At 46.6% G+C, this 18,015-nt stretch carries 13 protein-coding genes and 1 pseudogene; 6 read left to right on the forward strand and 8 right to left on the reverse strand.

Annotated features, from left to right (window positions below; genetic code table 11):
* The first annotated feature begins 147 nt into the window (after nucleotides 1-147).
* The 3 genes from NLX73_RS04370 to hydG all read left to right on the forward strand — a co-directional run bounded on the left by NLX73_RS04370 (nucleotide 148) and on the right by hydG (nucleotide 4,535).
* Nucleotides 148-1,764 (forward strand): alkaline phosphatase, encoded by a 1,617-nt coding sequence (locus NLX73_RS04370; protein WP_069289795.1) that lies wholly within the window; start codon nucleotides 148-150, stop codon nucleotides 1,762-1,764.
* 250 nt (nucleotides 1,765-2,014) lie between these two features.
* Complete coding sequence (gene hydE, locus NLX73_RS04375; protein ID WP_302055304.1) at nucleotides 2,015-3,073, forward strand: [FeFe] hydrogenase H-cluster radical SAM maturase HydE; 1,059 nt, start codon at nucleotides 2,015-2,017, stop codon at nucleotides 3,071-3,073.
* Nucleotides 3,074-3,122: 49 nt separating this feature from the next.
* The gene (gene hydG, locus NLX73_RS04380) at nucleotides 3,123-4,535 is read left to right on the forward strand and encodes a [FeFe] hydrogenase H-cluster radical SAM maturase HydG (protein WP_013310651.1); all 1,413 of its coding nucleotides are present in this window, start codon (nucleotides 3,123-3,125) and stop codon (nucleotides 4,533-4,535) included.
* A 147-nt stretch (nucleotides 4,536-4,682) separates the two neighbouring features.
* On the opposite strand, the gene hydF is transcribed toward hydG, so the two are convergent.
* The 8 genes from hydF to NLX73_RS04430 all read right to left on the reverse strand — a co-directional run bounded on the left by hydF (nucleotide 4,683) and on the right by NLX73_RS04430 (nucleotide 13,988).
* Nucleotides 4,683-5,936, reverse strand: a complete 1,254-nt coding sequence (gene hydF, locus NLX73_RS04385; protein WP_254325432.1) for a [FeFe] hydrogenase H-cluster maturation GTPase HydF — start codon at nucleotides 5,934-5,936, stop codon at nucleotides 4,683-4,685.
* Entirely contained in the window at nucleotides 5,923-7,311 is a 1,389-nt protein-coding gene (locus tag NLX73_RS04390; RefSeq protein WP_254325692.1) for an aspartate ammonia-lyase, read from the reverse strand. The genes hydF and NLX73_RS04390 overlap by 14 nt, the downstream gene beginning before the upstream one ends.
* Before the next feature lie 56 nt (nucleotides 7,312-7,367).
* Entirely contained in the window at nucleotides 7,368-7,958 is a 591-nt protein-coding gene (locus NLX73_RS04395; protein ID WP_013310648.1) for a 4Fe-4S dicluster domain-containing protein, read from the reverse strand.
* Between the two features lie 65 nt (nucleotides 7,959-8,023).
* Complete coding sequence (locus NLX73_RS04400; RefSeq protein WP_254325433.1) at nucleotides 8,024-9,529, reverse strand: [FeFe] hydrogenase, group A; 1,506 nt, start codon at nucleotides 9,527-9,529, stop codon at nucleotides 8,024-8,026.
* Between the two features lie 32 nt (nucleotides 9,530-9,561).
* The gene (locus NLX73_RS24900) at nucleotides 9,562-10,212 is read right to left on the reverse strand and encodes a 4Fe-4S dicluster domain-containing protein (protein WP_302055261.1); all 651 of its coding nucleotides are present in this window, start codon (nucleotides 10,210-10,212) and stop codon (nucleotides 9,562-9,564) included.
* Nucleotides 10,209-12,371 (reverse strand): formate dehydrogenase subunit alpha, encoded by a 2,163-nt coding sequence (gene fdhF / locus NLX73_RS04420; RefSeq protein WP_254325434.1) that lies wholly within the window; start codon nucleotides 12,369-12,371, stop codon nucleotides 10,209-10,211. The genes NLX73_RS24900 and fdhF overlap by 4 nt, the downstream gene beginning before the upstream one ends.
* 127 nt (nucleotides 12,372-12,498) lie before the next feature.
* Nucleotides 12,499-12,981 (reverse strand): DUF2294 domain-containing protein, encoded by a 483-nt coding sequence (locus tag NLX73_RS04425; protein ID WP_238807852.1) that lies wholly within the window; start codon nucleotides 12,979-12,981, stop codon nucleotides 12,499-12,501.
* Between the two features lie 581 nt (nucleotides 12,982-13,562).
* The gene (locus tag NLX73_RS04430; protein WP_254325435.1) at nucleotides 13,563-13,988 is read right to left on the reverse strand and encodes a MaoC family dehydratase; all 426 of its coding nucleotides are present in this window, start codon (nucleotides 13,986-13,988) and stop codon (nucleotides 13,563-13,565) included.
* Nucleotides 13,989-14,482: 494 nt separating this feature from the next.
* Between NLX73_RS04430 and NLX73_RS04435 the strand changes: the two genes are divergently transcribed.
* From NLX73_RS04435 to NLX73_RS04445, 3 genes and pseudogenes are all read left to right on the forward strand, one after another.
* Nucleotides 14,483-15,901 carry a transcriptional regulator gene (locus NLX73_RS04435; RefSeq protein ID WP_254325436.1) on the forward strand — a complete coding sequence of 473 codons (1,419 nt, stop codon included), beginning with the start codon at nucleotides 14,483-14,485 and terminating at the stop codon, nucleotides 15,899-15,901.
* 164 nt (nucleotides 15,902-16,065) lie between these two features.
* Nucleotides 16,066-16,295: pseudogene (locus tag NLX73_RS04440) on the forward strand (hypothetical protein).
* A gap of 152 nt (nucleotides 16,296-16,447) precedes the next feature.
* Nucleotides 16,448-17,497, forward strand: coding sequence for a fibronectin type III domain-containing protein (locus tag NLX73_RS04445; RefSeq protein WP_254325437.1), 1,050 nt, complete (start codon nucleotides 16,448-16,450; stop codon nucleotides 17,495-17,497).
* Nucleotides 17,498-18,015: the final 518 nt, after the last annotated feature.

Genomic DNA, 18,015 nt, shown 5'->3' on the forward strand with positions numbered 1-18,015 from the left:
TCATGTGTCACAAGTTTTATATAGATGAAGCGTTTTTATACAAATAGAGTCTTTTAATACAGATAAGCAATCCATTTAACATTCTCCTGATAAAATGTGATTAATCTTAGTTCTGGTTGTACAAAAAAGTATCTGGGAGGAAAATGAATGCTAAAATGTTGGGGGATACATACGAAAAAATCGGTGGCTGCACTCGTAGCGACTATGATGCTAGCAGTAAGCGGTGGGACGGCGATGGCAGTCGAAAAGGACACGTCGATTAAAAACGTAATTATTTTGATTCCAGACGGTATGGCTAATGACGCCACTGCACTGGCTAGATGGTACAAAGGCTCCTCCTTAACTTTAGACAGTATGGCAAGCGGCATGGTGCGTACGCATTCTGCGGATGCTCCAATTGCTGATTCTGCTCCAGCGGGTACTGCTTTTGCAACAGGATATAAATCACATACTGGGTATGTAGGTGTCCTTCCTGATGAAGCGACAATGCCTGGACAACAACCCATTGCAGCGGGTGACGCCAAAAAGCCTGTAGCTTCCATTCTTGAGGCTTCCAAGCTGGCAGGAAAATCGACCGGAGTTATTGCGACTTCCGAGATTATGCATGCGACACCAGCTGATTTTACCGCACATTATCCTGATCGTAAAAATTATGATGCACTCAGCATGCAGCAAGCCTACAACGGGGTTGACGTAGTGTTAGGTGGAGGCGGCAAGTTTTTGGAGGCAGCAGGGCGTAAAGATGGCCAAGATTTGGTAGCCCAAATTAAAGACCAGGGTTATGACTTTGTCACGACACCTGAAGGGTTGAAAAAATCGACCTCCAGCAAGCTCTGGGGCAGCTTTTCTCCCGAAGCCCTTGCGTACAACCTGGATCGCGATGCATCCAAGGAACCTAGTCTGGCGGAAATGACATCGAAAGCAATTGATGTGTTGTCCAAAAACGATAAAGGCTTCTTCTTAATGGTAGAAGGCAGTAAAGTGGATTGGGCCGCCCATGCAAATGATCCAACCGGAATTATCAGTGACGTGCTTTCATTTGACGATGCAGTGAAAGTTGCTGTGGATTACGCCAAACAAAACCAAAATACAGTCGTCGTAGCAGTGACAGACCACGGAAATGGTGGATTGACGATTGGTAGCAGCGATACAACTAGCAATTATGATAAAACACCTTTAGCTTCTTTTATAGACCCGCTGAAAAAAGCGAAGCTGACGGGTGAAGGCTTGGAAGCCAAGCTGAATGCAGATCGCAGCAATATTAAAGAGGTGCTTTCCACATATTTTGGCATCACCGATTTGACAGACGAAGAAGTAAAAACCATTAAAGATGCCAAAGAAGGCAGCATGAACTATGCTGTCGGACCGATCATCAGCAAACGTGCGAATATTGGCTGGACTACAGGCGGACATACAGGAGGCGATGTCGTGTTGTACACGTATGCGCCGAACGGAGACCGTCCAACCGGTGTAATCGACAATACAGATGTCAATAAATATATGACACGTGTACTCGGACTGGATTTGGATACGGTCAGCAAGCAGCTGTTTGTTCCTGCAAAAGCCGCTTTTGAAGCTAAAGGAGCCAAGTTTACTGCGGATACGAAAGTCATTACAGTGACCAAAGGCAGTAACAAGCTGGAGCTTCCAGTATACAAAAATATAGCTACGCTGAATGGCAAAAATACCAAGCTCAACGGTGTAGTTGTATTTAACGGCGTTGATTATTTTGTACCCCAGCAGGCGATTGATTTGATTCAGTAGTAGGCAGAACCATCGACAAGGGCTGTTTCTTCCTTTAGAGGAAGAGACAGCTTTTTTGTGTGTTGATATAAATGTGTATTTTTTGGGGCAGAAGTTGGAGGTGGTTTTTATAAGATGGGATTTTTTGTGAAACTAATCACGTTACAACCTCTCCGATATTGCTAGAATAATACATGTACGGTACAAGCCGCTGATGATGTGAAGTCCGGATGGACGAGGGAAGAAGGGATGAGTCACGGACGAATTATTACTGCGTCTAGCTGACGGCAAGGAATGGACGCATACGGAAATGATGGAGCTGCTGACACGTCTGGATGATGAGCCGACGCTGCGGGCTCAACTGAGACACCTGGCAGCTCGCACCAAATTGGAGCGCTATGGCAAAGGTGTTTTTTTACGGGGATTAATTGAATTCTCCAGTATATGTCGTCAGGACTGCATGTACTGTGGGCTGCGCGCTTCGAATAAACAGGCAGATCGTTACCGTTTGCAGCCAGAAGAAATTCTGGCCTGTTGTGCGGAGGGGTATGAACTCGGTTATCGGACTTTTGTGCTGCAAAGTGGGGAAGATTACTGGTTTACAGCAGCCCGGCTGACGAAATTGATTCGGGAAATTAAAAGCCGTTTTGCGGATGTGGCGGTTACACTGTCCATCGGTGAACGGGATGATGAAACTTATGAGCAATTATACGAGGCTGGCGCGGACCGTTTTTTGCTGCGGCATGAGACAGCTTCTCCCCATTTGTACGCCAAGCTGCATCCGACGATGACGATGGAAAGCAGGCGCAGCCGTCTGCTGGCTTTGCAACGAATCGGTTTTCAGATCGGGGCCGGATGTATGGTGGGGTTACCAGGACAAACGAATAGTGAATTAGCAGACGATTTGGTCTATTTACACAGCCTGTCACCTGATATGATCGGGATTGGTCCCTTTTTACCGCATAGCAACACGCCGCTTCGGGATGCCAGTCAGGGGAGTATGGAAAAGGCACTCGATATTATTTCGTTATCCCGATTGGTCGTTCCAGATGCACTTATTCCGGCGTCTACGGCAATGGGAACGATTCATCCCCAAGGCAGGGAGAAGGCGCTTCAGGCGGGAGCGAATGTGGTGATGCCCAATTTGTCGCCACTGGCGGTGAGACCTAAGTACGCGATTTATGAGAATAAAATATGTTTGGGCGATGAGTCTGCCCAATGTCGACATTGCCTGGAACTGCGGATTCGCGGAGCGGGATTTGAAGTCGATATGGGGCGCGGCGATAGTTTGAGGGCGCAACGACAGCTTATGAGACAGGAAACTTTGTGAGGCCATAACGGAAACATTGCAGTAACCATAAATAAGGAGATGGGTATACGTGAGTGGAGTACGAGAGAAAGTGTCGGCGGATTTTATTAATGAAGCAGAGATTATGGCGGCAGTGGAGCAGGGGAAACAAGAGGCAACAGATCGACACCGTATTTTAGAAATTTTAGAAAAGGGGAGAGCCTGCCGGGGATTGAGTGCGAGTGAAGCGGCGGCTCTTTTGCATGTGGATGATCCTGAATTATTGGAAGAGATGTTCAAATCTTCGAGAGCAGTCAAAGAACAAATTTATGGCAACCGGATTGTGCTGTTCGCCCCTTTATATGTAAGCAACCACTGCGTGAATAACTGTGAATATTGTGGTTATAAACATACCAATGACAGCTTTACTCGTAGCCGTCTGACACCGGAGGAATTGGTGGAGGAGGTTAGAGTGCTTCAAGAACTGGGACACAAGCGGCTCGTGCTGGAAGCGGGGGAAGACCCAGTCCATTGTCCCATTGACTATATCGTCGATTGTCTGCGTCAGATCTATGAGGTCAAGGTAGATAACGGCAGCATACGGCGGATCAATGTGAATATTGCATCCACAACCGAGGAGGACTATCGGAAGCTGGCAGAGGTAGGCATTGGTACGTATATTTTATTTCAGGAAACGTATCATCGGGAAAGCTATCGTAAATTCCACCTACAGGGACCAAAGCGGGACTTTGATTGGCACACCACCGCAATGGACAGAGCCATGCGTGCGGGTATAGATGATGTGGGGATCGGTGTGTTGTACGGCTTGTATGATTTCCGCTATGAGACCGTAGCGATGCTGAAACATGCCGAACACTTGGAAGAAGCCTTTGGCTGTGGCCCTCATACGGTTTCAGTTCCACGATTGCGTCCGGCTGAAAATGTAGATCTGGAGCGATATCCGTACCTGGTCAACGATGAGGATTTTATGAAAATTGTATCCGTTCTTCGACTGGCTGTCCCTTATGCTGGTATGATCCTGTCCACTCGTGAGGAGCCGGAATATAGAGACCGCGTCATTGGTTTAGGCGTGTCGCAGATTAGTGCAGGTTCAGCTACAGGTGTAGGGGCATATGCAAAACAGGAAACTGATGATAAGCCTCAATTTGAGGTGGGGGATCATCGCTCACCATCGGAAATTATTAAAAGTTTGTGCCGTGGCGGATATATGCCGAGCTACTGCACAGCTTGCTACCGTGAGGGGCGAACAGGGGATCGCTTCATGGAGCTTGCCAAATCAGGACAAATTCATAATGTGTGCCAGCCGAATTCGCTGCTGACCTTCCAAGAATATCTGCTGGATTATGGGGATGAGGAGGCGCGTGAACTGGGAGCTGCCGCTCTGCGAGAGAATCTGGAGCGTATACCACGTGAATCGACGCGCCGTTTGACGCTTGACAGACTGGAACGACTGGAAGCAGGCGAACGTGATTTGTATTTTTAGCAATTTATATTATTCGTAGTATCATTTCACGCTATGAAAATTCTCATGATTTATAATAGAACTTGAAAATGAAAAGCAGTCGCGTTGGAATCAGCGCGACTGCTTTTGTGTGTCTGGAAAAAAATATTAATGATGTGATGAGGTCTTTTAGGAATAACTGCCGGCTTCTACAGCTTGCTCCCATGCCAGCATAGCAGATGGGAAGCATTCAATAGCACGGGGAAAGACCCCCTGTACATAAGCGATGAAAATACCATAGTTCACAATCGGCACCCCGGCAGCTTTTGTTTCCGACATTCGATGAAGCATCGTACGCCGATTGAGCATGCATGCACCGCAATGAATAACCAGTGCGTATTCGCTCAGATCATCAGGGAAGCTGGAGCCGGATGCATGCTCGATGATGAGACGTTTGCCTATCGTTTGGCGGAGCCAGCGGGGAATTTTCACTCGACCAATATCGTCAGATTGGCATTGGTGAGTGCAGGCTTCGGCAATGAGAACACGGTCTCCATCCTTGAGGCGATCAATAGCTCTTGCACCTCGTACCAGTTCGTCCAGATCGCCTTTATGACGGGCAAACAGGATGGAAAAAGAGGTAAGAGGCACATCCTTGGGTGTGTCGGCCGCTACTTTCATAAAAACCTGTGAATCGGTAATGACCAAGCGAGGCTTACGTCCCAATCTCTCCAGCGTCAATCGTAGTTCATGTTCTTTGGTCACTACAGCGATGGCATCACTCTCTAGTGTATCGCGGATTGTTTGCTGCTGTGGCAGGATCAATCGGCCTTTTGGTGCAGCTTTGTCGATGGGAACGACCAGCACAACAACATCGCCGGGTGACAACAGGTCACCGACGATACGGAAACGATCCTCGTTTTGAGGGAGCGTATTAGTAATAGCCTTTTTCAGTTCCGTGTCTCCCCAAAGCAAAGATACACTGAAAGGAATCAGGGTGAGATCCAGTTCAGTTGCCAGCTTTGTAGCCGTTTTATCTGAATCAGTAAGGGTATCTATTTTATTCAATACCCCAATAACAGGAATCTTTTTGTTGCGGAGCTTTTCGAGTAGTTCATGCTCGAATGGTCCGACACCAACGGTGGCGTCGATAACGAGCAGGGCTAAGTCTGTACTATTAAGTATTTCGAGCGTTTTGTTGCGGCGCAGCTCTCCGATCTCACCCTCATCGTCCAGTCCGGCGGTATCCACCAGAACAATGGGACCCGCAGGGAGCAGCTCCATTGGTTTGAAAACGGGGTCCGTGGTCGTACCACCTACAGGAGATACCACAGCGGCGGGCTGACCAGTCAGGGTGTTCAGAATGCTGGATTTGCCTGCGTTGCGGCGACCGAGCAGGACGATATGAGGTCGATTGCTACGAGGGGTATCATTCATTCCCATGGTGAGTTCCTTCTTCCTGTCCCGGAATTCCGGGCTTGGTTACTGTATAGGGATGGCATAATTGCTCAATCCGCGAACGGCTCAGTAGGCCGCGATCTTCTGCAATATCTTCTGGTGTGCGGCCTTGCACAATGGCTGCAGATGCAATGGAGGCAGCTTCATCATAGCCAAGCTCCGCGACCAGCGCAGAAGCCATCACGGCTGAGTCACGCAGATTTGTAATACAGCGTTCCTCATGCACGATCAGGCCGCGTACACATCGTTCCTCGAATAGTCGAACCGCGCTGTTCAGAATATGTAGCGATTCCAGCAGCGATTCGGCAATCAGCGGCAGGAATGCGTTTAGCTCCAACTGACCGGAGGCAGCGGCCATAGTGATAGCCGCATCTTCGGCTATCACACGCATGGCTGTGAGTCCTGCCATTTCAGCTATTACCGGATTGACCTTGCCAGGCATAATAGAGGATCCCGCCTGAACTGGAGGCAGCGTGTATTCGCCAAAACCACCGAAAGGACCAGAGGCCAGTAGGCGAAAATCGCCAGATATTTTGTACAGATTCACGGCGGCTGATTTGAGTAGACCGGACACCTCCACAAAGACATCCATATTTTGAATCGGGTCCATTGGGTGGTCACTGCGACTCAGTCCAAAGCCAGTCTCATCCGCCAGCTTTTCGACCATCCGATAGCTGTATGCGCGGGGCGCGTTCATACCTGTGCCAATCGCCGTGCCCCCAATAGGGATTTCCCGCAGCCGCTCTTCAGCTTTATAGAGACGCCAGCGGTCGCGCGCTATAGCCTTTGCGTAGGCACCAAAGCCCTGCCCGGCCATCATGGGCAGGGCATCCATTAGCTGAGTGCGGCCTAGCTTGAGCAAGTCGGCATATTCTGTTTCTTTGTGCTGTAAAGCATCCTGTAACGAAGACATCGTGTCACATAAAGGCCGAAGCAGCCGTATCGCTGCAATTCGTAGCGCTGTCGGATAGACATCATTCGTAGACTGGCAGCAGTTCACATCATCCAGCGGATGTAAAATCTCATACTGCCCTGGTCTGCCTCCTAGCTGTACGATGGCCAAATTAGCAATGACCTCATTTACATTCATATGGGTACTGGTGCCTGCGCCGCCTTGCATGGCATCCACAGTAAACATATGTTGATGCCTCCCGGCGAGTATTTCGTCGCAGGCATTTACAATGGCAGAGGCCCGTTGGGCAGGAATTCGTTTCTGCTCACCATTCACTTGAGCGGCTACTTTTTTTACCAACACAAGAGCGTGAATCAGGTTTTGGTTCACAGGCCTGCCACTGACCGAAAAATTGTTCATCGCGCGTGCGGTGTGAATGCCGTAAAAGGCATCTGCGGGAATTTCCATCTCTCCTAGCGCATCCCGCTCGGTTCGCGTATTTGTAGGCAGAGAAAGACCTTCAGTCATAGACCCGTTGCTGGAATGCGTGTCATATGCAGTAGCTGACGTGCACTTGCAGCGCGTTTTTCCTCAACACGGGCGTGAACCAGATCTGGTTCGACCAGCTTGAGGGCTTGTGTTGGACATTTACCAATACAGGCCGGACCGCCGTCCACGCCTTCGCACAAATCACATTTGCTGGCAATCATGCGTTCTTTGGGTTGCAAACGACCTGACATATTGGTATACAATCCGTCCTGCACCACAGGCTGCCCGTTTCGATACTCGGGTACCATGGTAATCGCACCGTAAGGGCAGGCGATCATGCAGGTTTTACAGCCAATGCAGCTTTCGCTATTAATGAGAATGCAGCCATCTGCATTCGTAATGGAGCCGTTCGGACAAGCGTTGGCGCATGGGGCATCCTCACAGTGACGACACTGAACGGGTGCAGTGACTCCAAATGATTTGATAACCTTCAGACGAGGGTGAAAATGAAACTCATCATCTGGCGAGATAAAAGGGTTCTCCGCTGAATGTGCGATGACACATGCGATTTCACAGGTACGACAGCCGATACACTGATCGGGATCAGCTAAAACAAAACGGTTCATACAATTCGACTCCTCTCTAACTAACGACAAATATAATGTATACAGCATAAAAATAACTTAACGTATTAATGAATGGAGTAACCCGTATCCCCTTTGGTGGAAATAGTGCTACTGCGGCTTTGCTTGCCGGGCCCCCGTTGTTGGAAGGTCGTGTGCAGCAGATGATGCGATACATGACTCAGCGGCTCACCTAGAAATTCATCATAAAGTTTGATGATGTGAGGGTTCTCATGCGATTTTCGTACCTGGTGTGCAGCATCATGTCCATAGATGGAGGATTTACGTGCCCGATAAGCTTCAATTCGATGCTTTTCTAACATGAGCTTGGGTTGTCCCCCTCCGCTGATACATCCAGCAGGGCAGCCCATCACCTCAATAAAATGATAATCACATTCGCCCGCCTGGACACGATCCAATAGCTGATAGGCATGTTGTAGCCCGGCGACGACCGCTACCTTGAGCTGCAGCTTGCCTACCTGAACCTCAGCAACTCGAATGCCTTCCTCACCACGAACAAAATCGAGTTGGAGCTTCGGCAGTTTTTCATTTGTCAGCAGCTCGTAACCTGTCCGGATGGCAGCTTCCATGACTCCTCCGGTGACTCCAAAAATGGAGCCTGCACCTGAATATTGTCCTAACGGTGAATCGAATTCTTCATCAGGCAGGTTCGCAAAATCAATTCCGCGCTGCTTGATCCAGTATGCAAGTTCACGCGTGGTCAGTACCTCATCCACATCACGGTAACCGTCAGATTCCATTTCGGGACGATCGCACTCAAATTGTTTACAGGTACATGGCATGATGGCAACACTGTATATATTCGCAGGTTCCACCTCGTCTAGTTGTGCGCCATAAGATTTGATTAGCGCTCCCAACATTTGCATCGGAGATTTGCAGCTGGATAGATGGTCTAGCAGATCGGGATATTCTATTTCTGCAAATCGGACCCATGCTGGACAGCAGGATGTGAACATGGGTAAGGGACCGCCTTCGGTCACGCGACGAATTAATTCAGTGCCTTCCTCCATGATGGTCACGTCAGCTCCAAAGTTGGTGTCGTATACTCGATCGAAGCCAAGGCGGCGCAAAGCAGCAGCCATTTTCCCAGGCGTCAAGGTGCCGAACGGCATTCCGAATTCCTCCGCGAGTGAAACACGAATGGCAGGAGCACATTGGACGATCCGAAACTGTCCAGGTTTGGTCATCATATCGGCTACCTTATTCAAGTTGTAGCTATAATAGGCAGCGAATAGCGGCTCTCTGATGTCGGCAGGCATATCGCGTTCTTGGATACGTTCCAGCCGTCTAGCGGCGCCTTCCTGTGAAGATGAACCTGCCCAGTCAGATGCGTATACGCTGCATATTTGTACACATTGACCGCAAATAACACATCGGTCTGCATTAACGGTTTGCGGTTCTCCGGGCAGTCCCTCTATGGCATCTACTGGACAAACCCCAGCACAACGTCTGCATCCCGTGCAGAGCGTAGGGTCAATATGAATGACAGGGTCTGTGCAATCAGTCGTCTTCATACAAGGAGGTGAAGAGATCTTGTCTATTGTGGTTGACATGTTTTTCTACCTTTCTGCGGCTGATTTTGACCTTATAGGCGTGGGAAAAAGACTTCCCGCCGAGGCTCTGGAGGTGAGTCGGATATACCTTTGGCCAGCCGTAGGACATGATTCGGGCAGGCCTCTACACATGCAGGCTGTCCGTTCTCTGTTTCCGCGCACAGATCGCATTTGCTTGCCGCGGTGCGGGGAAGGGCGACTCGATTTGCACGGTGAGTCAGGCCGGACTGCGTTACAACGTGTCCGGCCCGGTAGACCGGAGACACCTCAATTGCCCCGAAGGGGCAGGCCAAAACACAGGAGGTACAGCCGATACATCGTTCCTCATCTATCATAACGACGCCGTCCTCCTGACGAATGGCCTGTACCGGACAGGCATGTGCGCAGGGGGCATTTTCGCAATGCCGGCATTGCACCGGCACATACATCTCCCCTGTACGTACAACATACACCTTGGGTACAACAGGTACGCTGACGGTTCCGACCGAAGCTCCTATACCGTTAGCCTGACTGTGAACGGCGAAGCACGCCAGTTCACAGGCTTTGCAGCCGATGCACTGCCCGGCGTCTGCGACTACAAAAGAAGAAGCAACAGCTCTTGTTCTACTGGCTGCTCCCATTCTACTCGTCGAAGCTGACCGGTTATCTGTCGGACGGTGCATCATATTCCCTGTGCCGCTCATCTCGTCACCTTATCAGCCAAAACAGCTTCCTGGACGTTCATCTGTCTGCGAATCCGTTGGTACGATTCATGTACATCACGTTCGGCCTGCGCTTGGTCGGCGATCCGTTCCAGACGGATGGCACAGTATTTTAATTCCGGGGTTTTGGATACCGGATCGAGAAAATCAGCGGTCAGCTCGTTGCATGCTCCAACCCACCAGTGATAGGTCATGTAAGTCGCACCTTGTTGCACACGGTCACTGATTTGTGCCCGTGCCATGATGCGTCCCCGACGGGAGGATATGGCAACAATTTCGCCATCCAGAATATTCAGATCTGCTCCGTCTTCTGGGCTAATCTGAATAAAGCCAGGCTCATCAGACAACTGGCGCAGCGCGCGGCAATTGCCTGTCATAGTTCGCACGGAATAGTGACCTACCTCACGGACTGTGGACAAGACAAGCGGGTATTTTGCATCCGGTTGTTCTTGTGGCGGACGCCATTCGCAGGCGAATAATCTGCCTTTGCCACTAGGTGTCGAAAATTGATTTCCTTTATACAAATACGGTGTACCTGGATGATCCTCGCTAGGGCAAGGCCATTGAACGCCGCCTTGCTGCTCCATTTTTTGGTAGCTGGCACCCGAGAATAATGGGCTGAGGCTGCGCATTTCATCCCAAATTTCCTCTGTGTTTGCATAGGACATAGGGTAGCCCATGGCGGTAGCAACCTCGCTAATAATGGCCCAGTCTGGCTTAACATCACCCTGTGGCTCAACGGCTTTACGGATGCGCTGAAAGCCCCGATCTGCCGAAGAATATACACCGTCATGCTCGCCCCAAGCAGTAGAAGGGAGGATGACATCGGCGTGCAGCGCTGTTTTGTTCATGAAAATATCCTGAACCACGACAAATTCCAATTGGTCTAGGGCTTCACGCAACTCGGCGGCGTTCGGATCACTTTGTACAGGGTCCTCTCCGAAAATGTAATAAGCTTTCAGCTTGTTCTCCTTCAGGATGAGGTGCGGTACCTCTGTAAGTGGATAGCCTTTTTTACGCGGCAGCTCAACACCCCATGCTTTTTCAAACTTTTTGCGGACTGTGTTGTCTGTTACATCCTGATAGCCAGGATACACATTCGGCAAAGCGCCCATATCACAGGAACCCTGTACATTGTTTTGTCCGCGTACTGGTCCGATACCCACATTCGGCTTGCCCAGATTTCCCGTCAACAGTGCAAGAGAAGCGAGCCCCTTTACCACATCAACGGCCTGTGAAAATTGACATACGCCCATTCCGTACAAAATTGTAGCAGTAGGGGCCTTTGCATATTCCCTCATAGCCGCGCGGATATCGGCCGCCTTGACCCCCGTAATGCCTTCCGCATATTCGGGAGTATATTTTTTAATGCTGTCTACGTATTCGGCAAAGCCTTCTGTGTTTGCTTCCACATATCGTTTGTCGTACAGTCCTTCATGCACAAGTACATGACCAAAAGCGTTCACCAAAGCCATGTTTGAACCGCCCTTTAGGGGTAGCCACATATTCGAAATACGAGCTGTTTCGGTCATGCGCGGATCGCATACAATAATCTTGGCGCCTCTTTGCTTGGCAGCTACAATGCGTCTTGCGACGATCGGATGTGTTTCGGGTGCATTATATCCAAACACGAAAATGAGATCAGAGTGTTCAATTTCAGGAATAGAGTTGGACATAGCTCCATCTCCGAGCGAGTAAGTCAAACCTGCCACAGAAGGGCCGTGGCATACACGAGCGCAATGGTCAATATTGTTCGTGCCAATGACCGCCCGCATGAACTTTTGCATGACATAATTGGCTTCATTTCCCGGACCGCGTGCGGAGCCCGTTCCCATAATGGAGTCGGGTCCGTATTTTTCCTTAATTGCTGACAGCCGTTCGGCAGTATATTGAATGGCTTCCTTCCACTCCACTTCCTCCATAACTCCATTTTTGCGAATCATGGGCTTGCGCAAGCGTGCAGTCAGAATTTGTGGGTCATTCAAAAAATCCCATCCATAGTGTCCTTTCAGACACAACGTTCCTTCATTCGTACGACCACCAGCCGGCTCTGCGCCAATTACCTGTCCTTTTTCCACCAGCAAATGAAGCTGACAACCGCTCCCGCAGTAGGGACATACGGTCAATACCTTGTCTGCCATAAGTGCAGCACCTCTTTTATATGAAATAGATGAAACTCGTAACATAAAAAAAGCCAATACAAAAATGCCGCTTTACGCTGCATCCTGTACTGGCTTATCCGCGAGCGAGGAGACAAGCTCCTTCCCGCTAATCCAACCGGTGTATGTGTTGTAGTTCTAGAGAAATGATAATGTGTCCGTCTCCATGGACGGAGGGGCAGACCTCCCAAGTATAAGTGAAGGGACTGCCGAGTGTTTTTTCGGCTTCGTTCATAAACTCCTTTTCCAGATAGGGACGAAGGACGTTCCAATACTCCCTGACCTTGTCCTCGGCCCCTTCATGAACGAGAATTTCGGACAAATTAGACAATGTACCTCGAATTTCTACCGTAATCCGGAGCGGCGAATCCAGTGAAACCTTGACGTTGTCCGGTCCTTTTCCACGGTAGTGCTTGACAATACATACGGCCAACTTCCTGATGCGCTCACGGTATTCCAATTCGGTATTCAACATCTGGACACTCCGCTTCGAATCAAAATAAAGGCGTACTTGCCGCGCATGCCAGACAGCCTGTGTAGCTGGTTTTAGAACAAAACGTAACCGTCCCGACCCAAGTGGTCTGCCCAGCACGGCGTATCACCCTTCTATGGTAGAACAGGTTGACCCGGAAAGATGTGAAATTCATTACACTGAACCAAAAATTTACATAGATTAGACCGCTCTTGAAGTAGCTATACCTCTATGGTTTGTATGATGCTTCTCATTCCGTCGTATTGTTTGTACAGCTCCAATACAAAAGCAGTTGAATGACATACTATGGGCTGAGATTAGTAAATGGCATTCTCAAAGCCCTCTATACTGAAATAGCTCAGTGCGAATCTCAGAGATTTATAGTAAATTATTCATTTATATGATTTGCAATATCAATTTATTATTATTACATTGGACGGAAATGCTAGTCGAACTCCAGAAGGCATAGATATGGTATCCAAGATGGTGGTAAAGTACGGGTTCAAGATGTAGAATCTATGCGATATTCAGTTTGTAGAAGAGCAACGTCAAGGTCGCCAAATGAAGACTTAGTAGGAATTACTGCAACGTGTGGCTGAACATGAAGCCGCAAGTCAAGCCACGTTAGAATAAAGAGAAGAGGTCCGTGCTAAAATGCATGGACCTCTTCAAACCTGTAATAATTGATTTTTTATGAAACTTTACTGTTTAACCAGAACGGATAAATCGCCTTCAAAAACTTGCTCCTCTTTCTTGTTGAAAGTCGACAGCAATACAGTAACGAGTCCTGTTCCATTCCTCATCTCTTTTACTCCAATCACTTCAACAATGGTGTACAATTCGTCGCCTGGATATACTGGTTTAATAAATTTAATATTATTCATAGCAGTTCCAGCAATAACCTCATCACCGTAACTGCCTGTTTCAACCCAAAGCTTAAAAGAAACAGCTAATGTTTGAATTCCTGAAGCGATAATTCCATTAAATCTGCCTTGTAATGCTTTCTCTTCATCTAAATGCATATATTGCGGGTCAAACTCCCTTGCAAATCTGGTAATTTCCTCTTTAGTTAATTTTAAAGACTTGGTTTTAAATACTTGTCCGATATAAAATTCATGAAACCGCATTATTACACCTCTTGATTAAATTATTTGCTTATTTATAGAGTAGCATAATATCACCAATCAAGTTAAACTGCCCGTTAGCTTAATGACGTATTGTCCGTCTACAACTTTATATTCACCGAACAATATTTCCCTTTAAAACTCGTAGCGTTATAGCAGCAAATTAATTTAAGATACAAGTATGAAAAGCCTCTGATAATTCAGCGGATTTTTGTAGTCTCACTCAGCAAGTAACCCTCCGTACTTTTGTACAGTCAGATCAATGTAAGTGTCTGCTTTTTGAAGGATTATATTTCCATTAACATAAGTCTCACCGGTAACAGTTTGGCAGGGTTATTTGACTTCAATGCAGAGTGACTCTTTGGAACTGCTTATTTTATATACTTCGACATTCGATGCAAATAAATAAAAATTATTGACAACTGTTAAATTATGGACAACAATAGAATGCAATAATATATAAATATTGGTACTTCTGTATGGAGGGTGGTTTATCTATGAAAGTTACACCCACGATTAGAGCAGAATTAGACAGATTCCTACAACAAGAAGGATTGAGTTTAACACAATTTGGTCATATTGCGGATATGAATAGGGGAGCAGTAAGTGCTATCGTGACAGGAAACAAGCCTTTGTCTGTTAACCAACTGGATCGAATTACTGAGGCTATGGGTTTACCGGAAGGTCACTTTTATGACTTGTTCATAGAAAACTACATCATCGACCATCCTCCGAATATGAGACGAATCGAGCCATTTTTGTTTCGCTGTGCGGAGTTGGACAAGTTGGATGCAATCCGTCGAGTGGTGGGAGCCATCATGGACAATCTACTGTATTCACCCAAGCTATTTGAAATTGCAGAAGAATTGTTGGCGCAGGGAAGACATGCGGCTGCATTGCTGCTCTATGAGGGGGTAGCTGAAGCGGAGAAATATCAACATTCAGAACGATTGGCAGTCTGTCAATATCGTATATTCACGATTCAGATTGGTGACGACCAAAGCCGCAACCACAAGGCAGCTATACTATTTGAGCCTTATGTCGAGCGCCTAGATGATTTAGAACAACTTGACGCATTGAAGGATTTGGCTAATGTGTACAGGTCTTTGCGTAAATGGGACAAGGTTGATGAAATAGCGAGGGTGATGAGAGCTAAGGCTGAAATCCAATACAATTGGAAACATCAACAGAAGAACCAAGAACGCAATGAGGCTGCTAAGAAACTAAGTCGTCCGATGTTTGTGTACATCACGTATGCCGACTTACTATGTGCGAGTGTCTGTGATGCCCGAGGCGATTACCAACAAGCTCTACAATATACATACGCCTATGCGGACTTGGATTGGGTCAGAGAGACTGATGATGATACCCTCTATTGGGTAGAAATGTATCAAGATTGGGCACGATGCAATATTTATGTAAATAAGCTCCTGTCAGGAGATGTCAGCGTGCTCTCAGATTATGTTGAATACATAGCCGAAACAGCAGATACCATGGAAGGTGAGAAACTTTCAAAGCTGTTAAACGTTATGATAGCTGCTAATCAATATAATTTGGATGTTGATGATGTACTTTCAAGGTTTAAAAAAGAGATTGATACCTTTACTCAGCTCCCGACATCTACCGATATGTACAGCCAACAAGTAGTACCCGACTACATTGCATGGTTTGGTTACGAAATGGCCTACTATTATTTAAACAGAGAAAGGTACAGTGATGGTTTTAAACAATTGTTATTTGCAATGGTAAAGTCACATATAATAAATAATGAGACTTACTTTATAAATTGTATTGGCCTGTTTATGCGTTTCCAAGTCTATGCGACTCCTGAAATCAAAACAGAGTTCTCCAATCTAATTGAAAAGGTGTGGATAGGTAATGTTGAGAAAAATGGGACTGTTAATTGTTGCGAGTAGCTTTTTAGTTTTCATGACTGTACCTGGTATCCAGATCCTTGTGCAAGTTGGAGGTTCCTAAACGTCAGTACAGCAATCCCCGCTAACCTTAACTGGTGGGCGGGGATTTTTTTGTTGAAGGAATTACCACACCGTTCACCGAATGAATTATCGAGGTGATCAGCATGAACCATACATATAAAGTGTTAAAGTCGGATATGGAACTATTTGCAGCTGCATTAAGCCAGGTAAGAGTATATGTTGTTCAGTCGTTGGGCGAGGGTTGATAGATATTGTGGATTACGGTGGAGCAGAGAAGATTACACCGGAGTCGGTTAAGATTAACGGAACATTTTTCATGAGGAATCAGTTTGAATTTAGAGTAGATGTCAAGAAGGGCTCGACTGGTATTTGACCAGTATGAGCCCTTTTTCACCCCAATAAAAAATAAATATGCATATATATAGATTATATTTAAAGATTAGCAAGTTTATGTTTAGACATGTCATGAGGAATATATCACCTTATTAACTGTTCAATAGATTGCATATTACTAGGGGGATTAAAATGAATAGAATTTTTATGAAAACATTTTTATTTTGTGTCTTATTGTTTTTATTAGCGATACCTGTGGCTATGGCTGCTGATGAAAGCAATTTAAATACTGTTGAGGGTATGCAAGGGACAACACCGCCATCAGGTACAACAGTAACAGGCTCAAACACCTATACAAATTTTTCACCAGAAAAAGCAATTGACAGAGATTTAAATACACGTTGGCTATCAGCAGGATATTCAGGCACTTTTCAATTGGATTTTCCGGAAAATGTTAGTTTGAATTTCATTCAAATTGCAGCGCTTGCAGCACCTGAATCAAATTATTCCTTCACTGTTTACGGAAAGCAGGACGGAACTTGGAAAGCAATAAGTCCGAATGTGAGTAAACATGTTTATAATAAACCGACTATTACTGATCCTATAGCAGTAACTCAAGGCAGTTATTCTGGGTTGAAAATTGAAATTAATGGTGGATCTTCTTGGGTTGCTATATCTGAATTAACACTTGGAACAGCTGATGAAATAAAAGTTAACAACCTTGAGGCAATACCTGGAGATAGTCAGGTTACTCTAAAATGGTATCAAATTAAAAACGCAGAAAGCTACACAGTAAAATACGGAACAGAGCCAGGGAAATATACTGAAACCGCAACAGCTACTAAAGATGTATATGGAAACTTCGTTATTCCGGGACTGACCAATGGAATAAAATACTACTTTGTAGTAAATGCTAAGGTGAATGGCGTTGATTCTGAATACTCCAATGAAGCATCTGCCATTCCACAAGGAGAAGGCGGTCAACCTGATCCAGAGCCAACTACTGGAGATCGTGCAATTCTGGTGGTCACTATGACAACTGGCTTAGAAAAAGAATTTGACCTAAGCATGAAAGAGGTCAATGACTTTATCTCCTGGTACGAAGGCAAACAGGCTGGTTCTGGTTCGGCTTCATACGCCATTAACAAGCACGATAACAATAAAGGTCCATTCAGCAGCCGTAAAGATTATATGCTGTTTGATCGTATCCTTACGTTTGAAGTAAGTGAATACTCTAAATAAATCAAAAAGCTCAGCTGACCTTAATGGGTCGGCTGAGCTTTTTTTTGTTAAGAAGCCCTTCCTTTAATCAAGACCTCGCATAGCCTATGGAGTAGGAGTACCCTAAAATAAAGGAGGCGTTACGTGTGGGGGAAATGAAAAGAAACTACGAGGGAATCACCGGAAGAGTTTGGACATCGATAGCTGCTGTCTTGGCACTGTTCATATTGCTGGTAATCATCTTGAAATTAATTCATTTATAAAGATTCTTAAGCTCTACCGAGGGATTTAATTTCTAAAGCATAGCCCCATTAGTTCCTGAGGAACCTATAAGGTTCGCCGTTTGGCCCATTCCCGACCTTAAAGAAGTTGGTGAAACAACGTTTTAGACACACAAAAGGAACCTCAGCGGCTTTTCCGGAGAAGGTAGGGTAATAACCCCTTAACGAAGCCTGATCCACGTCGGAGCGGCTGAAATAAAGTAGACTGATTCATGAGGGTCGCCTCTTTTTGGAATGGTTGGTTTGTGCTTACCATTA

Source organism: Paenibacillus sp. CH40 (assembly GCF_024213605.1).
Lineage (GTDB): Bacteria > Bacillota > Bacilli > Paenibacillales > Paenibacillaceae > Paenibacillus > Paenibacillus polymyxa_B.